Origin of the sequence: Granulicella sp. S190, from assembly GCF_009766095.1 — a bacterium.
In the GTDB taxonomy this organism is placed as follows: Bacteria; Acidobacteriota; Terriglobia; order Terriglobales; family Acidobacteriaceae; genus Edaphobacter.
The window spans coordinates 88,467-102,627 of the sequence record NZ_LMUD01000002.1 but is presented as its reverse complement, the minus strand read 5'-3'; the positions used below and the strand labels follow the sequence as shown (position 1 = coordinate 102,627).

General features: G+C 57.1%; 11 protein-coding genes. 3 read left to right on the top strand and 8 right to left on the bottom strand.

Annotation, left to right across the window (positions count from 1 at the left end; genetic code table 11):
- The coding region (locus GSQ94_RS00385; RefSeq protein ID WP_371417410.1) for a peroxidase family protein at positions 1-1,302 on the bottom strand (1,302 nt) is incomplete at its 3' end.
- A 114-nt stretch (positions 1,303-1,416) separates the two neighbouring features.
- Positions 1,417-1,821 carry a Fur family transcriptional regulator gene (locus GSQ94_RS00380; RefSeq protein ID WP_254063483.1) on the bottom strand — a complete coding sequence of 135 codons (405 nt, stop codon included), beginning with the start codon at positions 1,819-1,821 and terminating at the stop codon, positions 1,417-1,419.
- Between the two features lie 268 nt (positions 1,822-2,089).
- On the opposite strand from GSQ94_RS00380, the gene hflX reads away from it, so the two are divergent.
- The gene (gene hflX, locus GSQ94_RS00375; RefSeq protein ID WP_254063481.1) at positions 2,090-3,619 is read left to right on the top strand and encodes a GTPase HflX; all 1,530 of its coding nucleotides are present in this window, start codon (positions 2,090-2,092) and stop codon (positions 3,617-3,619) included.
- 33 nt (positions 3,620-3,652) lie between these two features.
- Here the strand turns inward: hflX and GSQ94_RS00370 are convergent, their stop codons facing one another.
- The 3 genes from GSQ94_RS00370 to GSQ94_RS00360 form a co-directional block, all read right to left on the bottom strand.
- Positions 3,653-4,441 (bottom strand): tetratricopeptide repeat protein, encoded by a 789-nt coding sequence (locus tag GSQ94_RS00370; RefSeq protein WP_158941348.1) that lies wholly within the window; start codon positions 4,439-4,441, stop codon positions 3,653-3,655.
- A 2-nt stretch (positions 4,442-4,443) separates the two neighbouring features.
- Positions 4,444-5,226 (bottom strand): hypothetical protein, encoded by a 783-nt coding sequence (locus GSQ94_RS00365; RefSeq protein ID WP_158941347.1) that lies wholly within the window; start codon positions 5,224-5,226, stop codon positions 4,444-4,446.
- A 255-nt stretch (positions 5,227-5,481) separates the two neighbouring features.
- Positions 5,482-6,477 (bottom strand): carbohydrate kinase family protein, encoded by a 996-nt coding sequence (locus GSQ94_RS00360; protein ID WP_254063480.1) that lies wholly within the window; start codon positions 6,475-6,477, stop codon positions 5,482-5,484.
- A 131-nt stretch (positions 6,478-6,608) separates the two neighbouring features.
- On the opposite strand from GSQ94_RS00360, the gene GSQ94_RS00355 reads away from it, so the two are divergent.
- Together GSQ94_RS00355 and GSQ94_RS00350 are read left to right on the top strand one after the other, a co-directional pair.
- Positions 6,609-7,799: an SIS domain-containing protein gene (locus tag GSQ94_RS00355; RefSeq protein WP_254063478.1), complete on the top strand. Its 1,191-nt coding sequence runs from the start codon at positions 6,609-6,611 to the stop codon at positions 7,797-7,799.
- Positions 7,796-9,073, top strand: a complete 1,278-nt coding sequence (locus GSQ94_RS00350) for a D-tagatose-bisphosphate aldolase, class II, non-catalytic subunit (protein ID WP_158941345.1) — start codon at positions 7,796-7,798, stop codon at positions 9,071-9,073. The genes GSQ94_RS00355 and GSQ94_RS00350 overlap by 4 nt, the downstream gene beginning before the upstream one ends.
- 66 nt (positions 9,074-9,139) lie before the next feature.
- Here the strand turns inward: GSQ94_RS00350 and GSQ94_RS00345 are convergent, their stop codons facing one another.
- Genes GSQ94_RS00345 through GSQ94_RS00335 form a run of 3 tightly spaced genes read right to left on the bottom strand, consistent with a single transcriptional unit; the run spans position 9,140 to position 14,146 of the window.
- Positions 9,140-10,492 (bottom strand): APC family permease, encoded by a 1,353-nt coding sequence (locus GSQ94_RS00345; RefSeq protein WP_158941344.1) that lies wholly within the window; start codon positions 10,490-10,492, stop codon positions 9,140-9,142.
- 43 nt (positions 10,493-10,535) lie between these two features.
- Complete coding sequence (locus tag GSQ94_RS00340; protein ID WP_158941343.1) at positions 10,536-11,648, bottom strand: amidohydrolase family protein; 1,113 nt, start codon at positions 11,646-11,648, stop codon at positions 10,536-10,538.
- Between the two features lie 11 nt (positions 11,649-11,659).
- Complete coding sequence (locus GSQ94_RS00335) at positions 11,660-14,146, bottom strand: PKD domain-containing protein (RefSeq protein WP_158941342.1); 2,487 nt, start codon at positions 14,144-14,146, stop codon at positions 11,660-11,662.
- Positions 14,147-14,161 lie beyond the last annotated feature (15 nt).

The following is a 14,161-nucleotide window of genomic DNA, read 5'->3' as shown; positions in this document are numbered from 1 at the left end:
CTCCTGGGGAACCAATGGCCCGAGGTAGCGGACGATGGGGCCCATGTCGCGGTGGGTGAGTTTGAACCAGGCGCGAGCGAAGGCGTCGGCGAACGCAGCCGGATCCTTCTGAAAGCGCTTCCCTATGGTCTCGTAGGCGGGGTCGAACTTGAGTGCGAGGTCCGAGGTGAACATCATGGGCAGGTGCTTCTTATCCTTGACGTGCGCGTCAGGAATATTAGCTTCCTCATTGACGGCGTACCACTGCCATGCGCCGCCTGGACCTTTCTTCAATGCCCAGTCGTAGTTGTAGAGGTTGTCGAGGTACTCGCTATCCCACTTGGTGGGGCTGCTGGTCCAGGCGCCTTCAAGGCCCGAGGAGATGGTGTCTTCCGAGTGCCCCTTGCCTTTAGTGTTCTTCCAGCCAAAGCCCTGCTGCTCGATCGGTGCTCCTTCGGGTTCGGGACCAACATTCGGGCCGGGGTCGTATGCGCCGTGACCTTTGCCGAAGGTGTGGCCACCGGCGATGAGGGCGAAGGTCTCTTCATCGTTCATGGCCATGCGACCGAAGGTCTCGCGAATGTCGCGGGCGGAGCCGACCGGGTCGGGCTTGCCATCCGGTCCCTCCGGGTTTACGTAGATAAGGCCCATCTGCACTGCGGCCAGAGGATGGTCGAGATCGCGCTCGCCTTGATAGCGATCGCTACCTAACCATGTATGTTCGGAGCCCCAGAAGATGTCTTCCTGCGGCACCCAGACATCAGCGCGGCCGCCACCAAAGCCGAAGGTCTTGAAGCCCATCGAGTCGAGCGCGACGTTACCGGTAAGAATCATCAGATCGGCCCATGAGATCTTTTTGCCGTACTTCTGTTTGATTGGCCAGAGCAGACGGCGCGCCTTATCGAGGCTCACGTTGTCAGGCCAACTATTAAGAGGAGCAAATCGCTGCGTCCCCATGCCTGCGCCGCCACGGCCGTCATAGGTACGGTACGTACCGGCGCTGTGCCATGCCATGCGGATGAAAAACGGACCATAGTGACCGTAATCCGCGGGCCACCAGTCCTGCGAATCCGTCATCAGCACGTGAAGATCCTTGATGACCGCATCCAGATCGAGCGTCTTGAACTCTTCCGCGTAGTTGAAGTCCGACTTCAGAGGATTCGCGAGCACGGTGTTCTGATGGAGGATTGCGAGATCCAGACGCTCGGGCCACCATTCAGCATCCTTTATGATCCTGCGCGAATTGTGTGTGACAGCGCCGTGCATGGGTGAGGATGCCTTCGCTTCGCCGTGGGGTACAGGGCATTTCATCTCTTCTGACAAGTTCCGCTCCTTTTAACCGGGGACTGAGCCCCTGTAACTATGCTGCGTTTAGGTTCGAACAACTTAACTTCCTGCAAATCCAAAAACCCGGCTGCACTTGCCCACGCATGCTATTCATTCGGTCTCCACACCCATACGTCTTCGCCCCTTGGCAGGAGCGCATCCCGTGCAGAGTCCACGGACAATGAGTTCGCACTCGCGAAGAATTCGCTTGCCAAGAGAGGAGGATGCTGGCTTCGGCACGTCGTACCAATCCACATCTTCAACCTTGCCGCAGCGGTCACAGATGAAGTGATGATGCCGCATTCCTTTTGCATCGAAACGGGCAGAGCGGCCTTCAACTGCCACTTCGCGCACCAGACCAGCCTGCACCAGATCCCGCAAATTGTTGTAAGTGGTGGCCCTTGAAGAACGTGGATCGAGGCGGTTGACTGCCTGAAAGATCTCCGCCGCTGTGGGATGGCCTGCATGTTCCATCAGGAACGCCATGACACAGTGACGCTGGGGAGTGAATCTCAACCCGTTGCTTTCCAGACTCTGTCGAATCGACTCGGTGTCCATGTCCTAACTTAGATTCTGTCTAATCTCGGACTTTGTCAAGATTCACACCCTTCTTTTTACACAGCCTAAATAAATGCCAGGAAACCTAGTCGAAGAGCATCGAACGTAACGAGAGTTTATTGCGTTTATGAAGCAACCCCGAGTCTGGAGAACGGGAGCGCACGCCCTCCTATCAGTATCATGAGACCAGAACAGGTCGGAAGCCCAGCCCCGAATTGAGACAAATTTGACCGGTAAGAAGAAATCGCTGGACGCCACTACGGAGCAAGCGCCACCGCGCCGAAACCGCGCAAAGACAGTCCGCCGCAGTCTTGTCGAAGCGAGTGAGGCCCAGGACGCGGCGCTTCTTGCCCGTGAACTCCGCACCTCGCAAACTCAACAGGAACTCGCCGTACTCGTCGTGGTCGAGTTCACCGGCGAGCTCCGCAAGCGCAAGCAGCTTACCGCCGCCGCTAAACTTGCCCGCACCGCAGCGGCAGTCGTGGATGGAGAAGAAGATCTCCGAGGCGAAGCGTCATCCACCCTCGACTTTGATGCCAGCCGTGCAGAGTTCGAGGAACTCGCTCGATCAGCCGGCGCGACTATTGCCGCCACCCTGGTTCAGCGCCGTCAGAAACCCGACCCCTCCAGCCTCGTCGGCCAGGGCAAACTTGATGAGATCGTCGGCGTTGTGGCCAGCACCAATGCCTCGCTTGTTCTCTTCGACCACGACCTCAGCCCCTCCCAGCTTCGCAACATAGAAGCCCGTCTACCTTGCCACGTCATCGACCGTTCGCAGCTTATCCTCGACATCTTCGCTCGCCATGCCAAAACCAGTGAGGGTCAGCTTCAGGTAGAGCTCGCGCAACTTGAATATCAACTACCCCGTCTTGCCGGTCGCGGACGCGCCATGTCACAGCTTGGCGGCGGCATCGGAACCCGAGGCCCGGGTGAAACTCAGCTCGAGACCGATCGCCGCAAGATCAACCTGCGCCTCGACCACATCAAGACCCAGCTCGCCGCCGTCCGCCGCATTCGCCATCAGCAGCGGCAACGCCGGGAGGCTGTTCCGGTCCCGGTGGTTGCTCTTGTCGGCTATACCAATGCAGGCAAAAGCACCCTCTTCAACGCCCTGACCGAGGCCGGTGTGCTTGAATCGGCGCGCATGTTCGCTACCCTTGACCCCAAGCTCCGGCAGCTCCAACTTCCTTCCCGACGAAAAATTCTGCTCTCGGATACCGTAGGATTCATCCGCAATCTTCCCCCCACTCTTGTCACCAGCTTCCGCGCCACCCTCGAAGAAGTAGAACGTGCGGAGATTCTTCTTCACGTTCAGGACGCCGCCAGTCCTATCCGCGAAGAGCAGAAGACCCAGGTTGAAAGTGTCTTGGCGGAGCTTGAAATCTCCACCAAGCGGGTTATTCAAGTCATGAACAAGATCGATCTCGTCCCGCCCCAGGAACGTACCCATCTCTCCAGTGATCGCGAAGGAATTCCTGTCTCCGCGCTTCAGCATACCGGCCTGCAACAACTCCTGGCGGCCATCGACGCCGAACTCGTCGTCGATCCGCTCGTCGAATTCAGTTTTAGGCTCCCGCAATCGGAAGGTTCCATTCTTGCCTCACTCGAAGGCGGAGCGATTGTCTCCGAGAAACGCTTCGAAGAAAACCTCGTCTTCCTCCGAGCCCGCGGCCCAGCATCTCTTCTTTATAGGTATCGCCGCTTTCGCGATAAACAAGATTCCTCTAAAAATCACCTGCGAGTGCAGCCGGCATAAGTGTGATCGTCGCGTGCGATGTCTAGGCTTGGGCTATGGGTCGCGATACTCGCGGCGTTTGAGTTCACGTACTGCCTGTTCGTGGCCTTGGAGAGCAGCCTGACGAATCCAATGGCGGGACTGAGTGTAGTCATGCTCGACGCCGTGGCCAATGGCGTAGAGATGTCCAAGCTGAAACTGCGCTTCGGCGTTGCCGTGATCAGCGGCCTTGCGATACCACGCGGCGGCCTGAGTATAACTAAGCGGGACGCCTTGGCCCATGCAGTAGAGGTCAGCTAGCTTCTGCTGGGCTTCAGGAAAGTTCTGGGTGGCAGCTAGGCGATACCAATAGGAAGCTTCCGTATTGCTTTGCTGAACCCCTTCGCCTTTGCGATACATCAGGCCGAGGTTGTACTGCGCCCACGCGAGATTACTGTGGGCAGCGCGCTGGCACCATAAGAAAGCTTCAGAAAAGTTGTCCGCCGCGTAGTAGCGGAAACTGAGGTTGGCCTGTGCGTAGGCGTGGCCCTGCTCGGCAGCCTTGCGCTCCCAATAGCCAGCTTGGCTATCATTTTGCAGCAAGCCCCGGCCCGCGTCGTACATAGTGCTCAGTAGATATTGTGACTCGGCATGGCCTTGCTCAGCGGCGAGTCGGAAGCTGGTTGCGGCTTCGGCGAAGTTGCCGGCATTGTAGTCGGTGACGGCCTGCTTATAGTGTGGGTTGGAGGATGCGTTGGCTGCGTCCCGCCGGCCGCGGGCGATGATGCTGGAGCGCATGGAATGCAGTGACAGTGCGCCGCTGGTAGGGATGTGCTGCAGGCCGGCTTTGGGCTTGTCTTCCATCTTTATCTTCCGTGGGCACTAATCTGGCGGTCGATCAGTTCGAAGCGGCGCTGGGCATCGGCAATCTGCTCATGAAGATTGGAGGCGAGTTCCCTAAGGAGGTCGCGATGTTCGCGGGCGGCGGTTTCGGCATCGAGATGTAGTTGAGCGATTTCACTGGAAAGAAGCGTATGCCGCTCGGCGTCGAGGGTAGCAATATCTCGCTCGGCATGGTGGATCTGGCGAGTGATGCGGAGAAGCTCTGCGGCAGCACCTTCGCCGGCGATGGAGGCGTTGATTTCGCGGTGATCGTCAAGAAGACGCTGTAGCGTCTCGGTGTCGCCGCGGCTGTAGGCATGATTGGCGCGAGCCATCAGCAGGGTAAAGTGCATCTGCTCGGCGTCGTCGCGCGCAAAGTCGGGGTGGATGCGCTTGGCGACCTCGCGGAAGAGGGTCTTGAGGCTAGGCGGTGGGTCAAACTCCTCAGCTTCGCGGGCATCACCGAAGGCGGCATCGTGGGTCTCCTGTGCGCGCTGTCGAGTCTCTTCGGCGCGGCGGCGGGCGCAGTCCGAGTCGTAAAGATCGACCTCGCGCTCGGCGATGCGTGCTTCGAGGTCGTCGAGCTCGGCGTAGAGGATGCCGACCTGGCGAACGTAACGGCCTTCGAAAGTTTTGAACTGGGTGCGGATCTGGGCAAGCTCGGATTCGCGCTCGGCGAGCGTCGTGCGGACGGTGGCAAGTTGCTCGCGCTTGTCGAGGAGTGCGGCGTTGTCCGGGGTTTGTTGGAGGATGATTTCGGCTGGCATGCGCTTCCGTGAGGGCAAGTTCTAGTTTAGCGGAACGGAATCTAAGCGAGCGTAATGGCGGCAAGGAAAGAAAGAGCCATACTGATCATTTCGCCCGAGGCTCGTAGGTAGATAACGAGCACTCTGCAAAAACATTAGAAGCGGGCACATGAGCAGAACGGTCTCGACGTCGAGGCCCCGGCTGCCAGGAAAGACCGCTGCGGAAACGGTTCGACCTTAGGTCTCTTCCATATTCATGACACGTCTCTAGCCCCCTCAGTCCCGCTCTGTTTGAACGGGCCAGTGGAGGCGCAGGAAGTCTTGAAGCAGGGACTGGTCACGGAAGGCTTCGGTCCCGCCGGCACGTTGTGTCGATAGGGCACCGGTAACGTTGCCCGCTGCAGCACAAAAGTTCGGAGAGTTGCCTTTTAGATATGCAGTGAGAAAGCCGGCATTAAAGCTGTCACCTGCCCCGATGGTGTCGACGGGCGTGACGGCGACCGTTGGTACCTCAGTCTTGATGCCGCGTTCAGAAATAAGAGTGCCGCGTGCTCCGCGCTTCACGACGATGAGTGGAACGATAGTGCCCACCTTAGCCAGAGCATCCTCGATAGAAAAAACTCCGGCGATACGAAGAAGCTCGTCCTCGTTGGGCATGAGGATATCGATCAGAGGAAGAACATCATCGAGAATGCCGCCCCACTCGTCTACCGGGTCGTCATTGGTGTCGAGTGAGATCGTAAGTCCGCGAGACTTGAGTTCGGCGAGTAATCGCGGCAAGCCTGGATGTAGACCGGTCTGCAGGAAGAGCGAAGATAAGTGAAAATGACGCCCCGAGGCTAAGTAATCAATGTCAAGATCTGCGCAGGTCAGCTCTGTCATAGTCCCCGGATAAGTCAGGATGCGACGAACCGCGCCATGGGGAAGTAGCACCGTGACGCCTGTTCCTAGGCCTGAGGGAGAGCGTAAGATGCGGGACAGGTCCGTTCCACTTTCACCCAGACGATCGAGCGCGATCTGCCCAAGAGCATCCTGGCCGACGCAGGTGATGAAGCCGACCGACGCATGAAGGGCAGCCATGTTGTGCGCAAGAATTGCAGATGAGCTGCCAAGGGTCATCGCGAAGTCCGTGGCAAGCAATTCGCGTTCGACTGGAAGCTCGCGCGGTAGACCATAGAGGATCAAATCGAGATTGATCTCTCCCGCGATAGTGATGTCGAAACGCGCGACGGGGTCGCCGGACATGGTGAATCGAGACTCAGGGTCGTTCAAACGAGAAACCTCCAGACTTTATGAGATCATATAGGTAATTTATTATTACGAATGATTATCTTTACTTTCCTTTGTGGTTGGAGTATCAAAGTGAAGAAGCTGAAGACGTTCAAAGCATGAGGTTAGAGCAAGTGCTAGCACTAGAGGAATTGATTAATCTACCTGAAGAGTCCCAAGAGGCTCTGGGGACGACCGCGACCGCCGGTGAGATCGCGCAGCAACCGGCGACCTGGCGTGGAACGCGAAAGATCTTCAAACAACATGCCGAAAGGCTACGGGCGTTTCTCGAGGCTGCAGGCGTCACTGGTCCACTGGAGCGACGGCCTACAGTGGTGTTGACGGGGGCTGGAACCTCGGATTATATCGGTCAGTCGTTGGCGCTCGTCCTTCGTTCCTGCTGGGGCTGCGAGACCCAGGCCATCGCTAGTACGGACCTTCTGTTGAATATGTCCGATCAATTAGTCCCGGGCCGTCGATACTTAATGATTTCGTTCTCCCGTTCGGGCGATTCTCCAGAGGGCGTAGCAGTGCTGCAGCGGGCTCTCGAACGATATCCAGAGATCGCGCATTTGATCGTCACGTGTAACGAAAAAGGCCGCATGGCAGAGTTGGTGGACGGTCGGGACAGGGCGTACGCCGTGATTCTGGACGATGCGGTAAACGATCGTGGATTGGCGATGACCAGCTCCTTCACCAACATGGTCGTCTTCGGGCAGTGCCTTGCGCATACCTGGTCGGAGGCTACCTACGAGCCGGTGTTCGAAGCTCTTGTGAGCTCCGGCGAACGGTTTCTTCCGATAGCAGACGCAGCTGCTCGCGAGTTGGCGGAGAAGAAATATAGGCGCGTCTGCGTGCTCGGTTCGGGCGCGCTTACTGGCGTGGCGCGGGAGTCTGCACTTAAAGTGCTGGAGCTGACTGCCGGTGGCGTAAAGACGATGGCTGAGTCAGTCCTTGGTCTGCGGCACGGGCCAATGGCAGCGCTCGATAAGGAGACGCTGCTCGTCTGTTTTTTATCGAGCGACAGCCGCCGTCAAAGTTACGAAGCGGATCTGTTGCGCGAGGTCGGCGAAAAAGAGATCGTGGCGCAACGAGTCGTCGTGGGGCCGCCGAACGCAGATCATCTTGTAGGCTGCAGCGAACAGTATCTGGCAATCGGGCACGGAGTGCCCGACCTGTATCGTCCGCCAGTGGATGTGATGCTGGGGCAGCTGCTTGGACTCTACTCTTCGCTGGCTCAAGGACTCAAGCCGGATGCGCCGAGTCCGCGCGGTGTCATCAGCCGCGTTGTAGGAGAGTTCCGCATCTATGAGCACTGCGAATGACGCACGTGCTGCAACAGCATCTCTCGAAACGCTCAGAGAGTGGTAAGCGGACGGGAATTTATTCCGTATGCTCGGCGCATCCTTGGGTCTTGCGCGCGGCCGGTGAGCAGGCCAGGGTAGATGGAAGCCTTCTGCTGATTGAGGCGACCTCCAACCAGGTGAATCAGGCTGGCGGATACACAGGCATGAGACCGTCGGAGTTTCGCCGGTTTGCCGAGCGCATCGTAAACAGTACCGGATTTGATTGTGCTGGTCTAGTACTGGGAGGAGATCATCTCGGACCCAATCCGTGGCGCAACCTCGCTCCGGAAGCTGCCATGACGCATTCCCTCAAGATGGTTGCGGAGTATGCTGCGGCGGGGTTCTCGAAGATTCATCTGGATGCAAGCATGCCGTGCGGCAATGAAGTGAAGGTTTTGACAGATGAGACTATCGCGGCACGTGCGGCGCAGCTTTGTGCGACGGCAGAGGCTGCAGCCGAGACTGCGGGATTACCCGAGCCGGTCTACGTCATCGGTACTGAGGTTCCTACGCCAGGTGGCGCCACGCACGACCTGGACGAGCTGGCCGCAACAACGACCACGGCAGCGCAAAATACACTCGATGTGCATCATGCAGCCTTTATGAAGGCGGGTCTGCACGATGCGTGGGAGAGAGTGATGGCGCTGGTGGTGCAGCCCGGGATCGAGTTTGACCATGACAGCGTAGTGGATTACGCTCCACTGAAAGCTGCTGCTCTTGCTCGATGGCTCCGCGAGCAGACCCCAAAGCTGGTATTTGAAGCACACTCCACGGACTATCAAAAGCCCGAGACATATGCGCAATTGGTGCAGGACGGCTTTGCGATCCTTAAGGTTGGTCCCGCCCTGACCTTTGCGATGCGAGAGGCGCTGTTTGCACTTGCTGCAATTGAGAAGGAGCTGTTCGGCGAAGCGGAGTCGTCTCATCTGCCGTCGATAGTTGAGCAAAAGATGCTCGCAGAGCCTGTCTCCTGGAGACCTTACTATAGCGGTAATGAGCAAAGGCAGAGACTGCTCCGTGTCTACAGCTACAGCGACCGTATGCGGTACTACTGGAACGATGCAGCCGTTGAAGCAGCAGTTTTACGCCTGGTCACGAACCTTACCCGCACAGCAATTCCCGAGACCACCCTTAGTGCTTATCTGCCGCAGCAGTACCAGCGAGTGCGCGAAGGCATCTTGAAAAACGACGCCGAGTCATTGATTGTAGACAAAGTACGTGACGTACTGCGCGTCTACGCTGCTGCTTGTTAGAACCAAACCCTTCAAATCGAAACAGAGACAACGTCTAGCTCCGCACCAGGAAAGAACTGGCTGACGCTAGCTGACGGACTCGTCGAATGGGGAGGGCGCGGACGCAGCGGAGCTGTTACGACGGAGCCAGTAGAGGAGAAGGCCGCACAGGATCCAAGCGAAGCCGAGGAGCTGCGCACTATGACCAAGATTGAGCCAGATGAATGCGCTGACGACTAGACCGGCCAAAGGGATTGCCACGGGGAGCAGAACCTTCTCGGTCGACCGGAAACGATAGTGGATGAGCGCAGCGGCATTTACGCCCATGAAGGCGATGAACGCACCAAAGTTAAGTAACTCCGCGCCGCGCTCATAGGTGAGCAGGAAGACGCCAAGGAGCGTGATGGCACCCACAAGGATAACGTTGTTCCTCGGCACAGCGGTCTTTGGATCAAGGGCACCGAAGAAACGTTTAGGTAGCGCATCTCCGCGGCCCATGCCATATAGCAGACGGGCTGCGCCAAACTGCGCTGCGACTCCCGAACCAAGATTTGCGATCAACAGCGTGGCGTTGAGCAGTTGAAACAGTACCGGGCCGCCGATGCGACGGGCCACATGCACGTATGCGGTATCGACCAGCGCATCGGCGAAGGGGCCGTGGTAAGGCCACGCGAGTTGCGCAACATAGACTTCAGCGGCTGAGAGCAGACCGATGATTAAACAGGTAAAGACAGTGGCCAGCATGATATTTCGGCGGGGATTCTCTACTTCTTCGGACATTGTAGAGATACCGTCGAAGCCAATGTAGGTCAACACGGCGATGGACGTTCCGCGAAAGAGAAGAGACGGTGAGAAGGTAGTGGGATCGTAGAAGGGTGTCAGCCAAGCGTGGCCGATAGGACGGGCAACCAGGGCGAGGTAGCGGATGGCATACGCAAAAAAGACAGCGACCACAAGACTCATGCCAATCGCCAGGATGGCATTAACGCGCCCTGAGGCCTGGACACCCCGAAGGTTAAGCAGCATGAAGACAAGGACAAAAGCGACGGCCCACGCGGCGTAGGGAATACTCGGCAGCACATTGCGCGCAGCGGCGCTGCACCAGATAGCACAGATGATGGGATTCAGAAGATAGTCCATCAACATGGACCATCCTACGATATAGCCTGCAAGCGGATGGATCTCCCGGCCCACATAGGTGTAGGCCGAACCCGCGCTGGGATAGATGCGCGCCATGCGACCGTAGCTGACCGCGGTAAACAGCATAGCGACCATAGCGATAAGAATCGTAGAGATAACGTGGCCACGCGCGACGTTGTTGACGACCCCGTAGATGCCCATGGGAGCGGTCGGCTGGATGATGACTATGCCGTAGACAATCAGATGCCAGAGTTTCAGCGATCGCTTGAGATGTGGTGTGACGACTTCGCTGGGTTGCATCGTGCTCGCTATCCGCCGTTCCTTTGTGTCATGTGCAACTAGTTTAGTGGAGCGGGGCATCGATGCCGGGGAACCAATGTACGGCGTTCGAATGGTAGATCTTCTTGAGCACGTCGGGCGAAAGGTTGAGCCCATGGACGGTGCGACCCTCATAATCGAAAGTGTCGGCGGTGGCGAAGTATCGCCAGTCAAGGGCTAGTTGCGTCTCCCACTCTTTGACTATTGCGCTTCCTAGGTCCCCCCGAGAGAACTCGATATCGGTTCCATAGAGGACTCGGTCCTGGTACTTGATGAGGAAAGCTCGGACCTTGGATGAGGGCTGAATGGTGAGATGTGCGACCCGCGCTCCGGTATCGACGGCAAAATTTGGATAGCGATCGAGCGTACGGGCCACCATGTCCACGTCGGCCTCCATGCTGCCGAGATGAGCACCCACGACGCGAAGTTTAGGGTGCTCTTCGAGAAGGTGATCACGCGAGGCCAGGACTACCTTCTTCGAGGGGGCATCAGGTATCTTCTCCATATTCCATTCAGGGTGTGTAGCGTAATACGAAGAATCGAGTGCCTTCGGATCGGAGGGGCCCCATGCGACATCTGGTTCGGCCTGATGTGCGATCAGCGTTTTGTTGTGCGCCTCGATGTCGCGGTAGATGGGCTCAAGCCGAGGATCGTCCACCATTACATAATGGCCACTCTCGTCTTTGAGTTCCATGCCGACGTTCTTCCACACCTTGACGGCAACTGCCCCCTTGGCAAAGTCATCGTTGATACTGCCGACTGCGTTCTTCGCGAAGTCAGGCTTATCAAAGAGGAATGGATCGAAGGTCGTGCAGAGAGACGCATGACCATGAGCCGACCGCACGAACTCCAGAGCATCGGCACGTTGAGGATTGAGGGGCAGCGCGTCAGTGTGCTTGTCGTCGACATAGAGGATGTCAAGGATGTGCAGGTTCAAACGTTCGAGCATCGCGGTGAATGCTGGATCGCTCTTCCAGACGTGGGCATGGGCATCGATCGGATTGAGCTTCGAAAGTGATTGAAGGTATTGCGATCTCTGCGTCTGAGCTGCGGCTCCCGGTGTAGCGGTCTGTGCCTGCATCCGCACGCCAGCTACAAAAAAGAAAATGGCGAGTAGGTGTGACGTAGAGATGTTCATGACGATATCCCTCAAGGTTGAACTTCGACGAAACGTCGTTTATTCTGCGGCACAAATTTAGTCGAGATCGAACCCGTAACGGTGATCGAGAAGTCTTTTCGGCTTAGTTCTGGTGAGAAACCCTCAGCAGTCAAATGCGCCGCGTAGACTCCCGCATGAGTATAAGTGTGCGTTGTTCTCGCTCCTTCGGTTGTGATCCCATCGCCGAAGTCCCATGTATAACGAAGTGCTGCATTGTTCTCATTCCTCTGTTCGGCGCTAAAGGCGATCGTGTCTCCAGCCGTCGCCGAAGTTGGCACGGAGGCAGTCACAGTCGGAGGTTGCACAGGAACACCGTTGTTGACGATCTTGAAGAGGCGCACAGAGTGGAGCGGCTGCTGCACTTCGATTATTCCGGAAAGTAAGGTTGGCTTTACTTCTTTTTCTAGCAACTCTGTCACGGTATAGTCGCCTTTCTCGTCGAGCCCGAGCATGCCGCGTGTGAGGCTATGGTGGCGGGAGGTCTCGGACCAGTTGAAGACAGTGACGATAGATTGACGGCTGGTCTGTTTGAGCAGAAAGATGCTTGGTTCGATATCCGCTGTTTCATAGCTCATAAGATCCACTGGAGTGGAAGCCCGTCCAAGACGCGCCATGTCGAGCAGGTCGCGATCTTCGACGAGCCTTACGCGGTCGGCATCTTCGCCAAGTGTCGGCAGGTCGTCACCTTCTTCAAAGAGACCGCCGGAGATTGCGGAGAGGGCGATGGAAACCTTTGCTTCGTCGAGCGTCAGCGGCTTCGAGCCGCCGTGCCAGCTCTGGTCGTCAACAGTCTGTGCAGAGACGGAAAAAGCGTCGGGATCGGCGAGATAGTAGTTACGATTGATATAGTATCGAGCGGCAATGCCGGGAGCCGCGTCTTTACTGGCAGAAAAGGTATGTCCCGTGTCTTGAGAGATGCGACCCATGTCGACCAGGCCGACGGGATTGAGCAGCTCACAGCCATCTTTATCAAGCAACACATCAGGGCCAACGGCATCGCGGATTGTTTGAATGCCGATGCGCTGCGCCTCAAGAGCCGTGGTCTGTGGCACATGGTAAAAGCCTTCGATAGCGCTATCTTCCATAAAGTCCATCTTGATGTAGCGAATACCCCAGCGATGAACAAGCGTCGAGTAGGTGTCGCGAAGGTACGCCTGGGCACCCGGATGCGTTGTATCGAGCGCGTAAAGATGATCAAGACCTTCGGTGACGAATCCAATGTGGATAGGTTCACCCTGCCCATTATGGACAAGCCACTCAGGGTGGTGCGTGTATATCCAGGAGCGCTCTGAGACTTCAAATGGCGCAGTCCAGATGCCAGGAGTGAGGCCTTCGTGCATCACCTCATGTTCCAGCGCGCCAATGCCCTGCGGAAAGAGTGCCGCGTCGGGGATAGCGTACTCGCCGCGTGCGTATTGGTAGCCCTCGTCCATATGGAAGAAGGTGTAACCAAATGACTTCAGGTGTTGTGAGAGCCACTGCGCGTTGCTCAGAGCAGCGCCGTGATTGAGCCCGAAGTAATAAGCGGTCCAGCTCCACCAGCCGATGGGAGTAGGTGCCGTGACGCGCGCATGGTGAAGATCTCGCACCAGATGTGCGTAGGTCTCAAGCTGGTTGTGATAGTCGTTGCTGACGCTAAAGAGCATACGTTCAGAGGACAGTTCGGCCGCGGGAGCAAGAGGTAGACTCAACTCGACGCGGTCTTTCTCCGGAGAGTCGAGGAGTGAGTTTTCTCGCAAAAGCTCTGTGGTACCGGTTGAATCAACCTCATACGAATCCATCGCACCCTTAGCACTCATGTGAAGTCGAAGGACACTCAGAAATTTATCGGAGGTCAACGCGCCGATGAACCAGCTTTCTTTGCTTTGCTGGTTGTAGAGGAGTTGTACCCCCACCGCGCGGTGAACGTTGTTCTCAACGTTAGCGATATCACGGAGCTGCATGCCGGGGCGATCTTCGCTAAAGCTATCCGAGAGAACACGGTCGGCCGTCGCGGGAGCGCCGAGACCGACGATGTCTTTGGTCGTGTTCGCATCCTTTTGTATTTCGAGAACACGAAGCGATTGAATGTCGACGGGATGGCTCAACGTGTTGCTTGCCGTCAGCTGAATATCGCCGAAGGGAACTCCGCTATAGGTGCGGAGTTTCAAGAGAAGGTCGGGTGCATCGTTACGTCCTGTGTAGCGAACGGTTGTCATCTTCGCGGGGCCGAGTTCGCCCGTTGTATCCGCAGTAGAGACGGCATGCTTCGGATAGTCCGAAGCGTGCAGCCACTTGCCATTCACCTTGATAGCTGCTGCAGCTCGCAGCACAGGTGAAGTTGAGCCGGAACGAGAGACGGTATACCTACCGTCCGCTGCGTTGGCAGTAACTTCCAGTGAGGAGTTTTGCGAGCCGGGGGCCACAACGGCGAAAGCAGGTAGAAAGGCCGCGGCGAGGTAGAGACCAAAGATCAGGGGTAGGCTTGTCTGTTTCAAGTCTGCAGCTCGTTT

Bases quoted from the DNA above. Each gene is read 5' to 3' on its own strand.
- GSQ94_RS00365 (WP_158941347.1), bottom strand. From the start codon at position 5,226: ATGCCAGCCGAAATCATCCTCCAACAAACCCCGGACAACGCCGCACTC.
- GSQ94_RS00370 (WP_158941348.1), bottom strand. From the start codon at position 4,441: ATGGAAGACAAGCCCAAAGCCGGCCTGCAGCACATCCCTACCAGCGGC.
- GSQ94_RS00345 (WP_158941344.1), bottom strand. From the start codon at position 10,492: ATGCAACCCAGCGAAGTCGTCACACCACATCTCAAGCGATCGCTGAAA.
- GSQ94_RS00350 (WP_158941345.1), top strand. From the start codon at position 7,796: ATGACGCACGTGCTGCAACAGCATCTCTCGAAACGCTCAGAGAGTGGT.
- GSQ94_RS00340 (WP_158941343.1), bottom strand. From the start codon at position 11,648: ATGAACATCTCTACGTCACACCTACTCGCCATTTTCTTTTTTGTAGCT.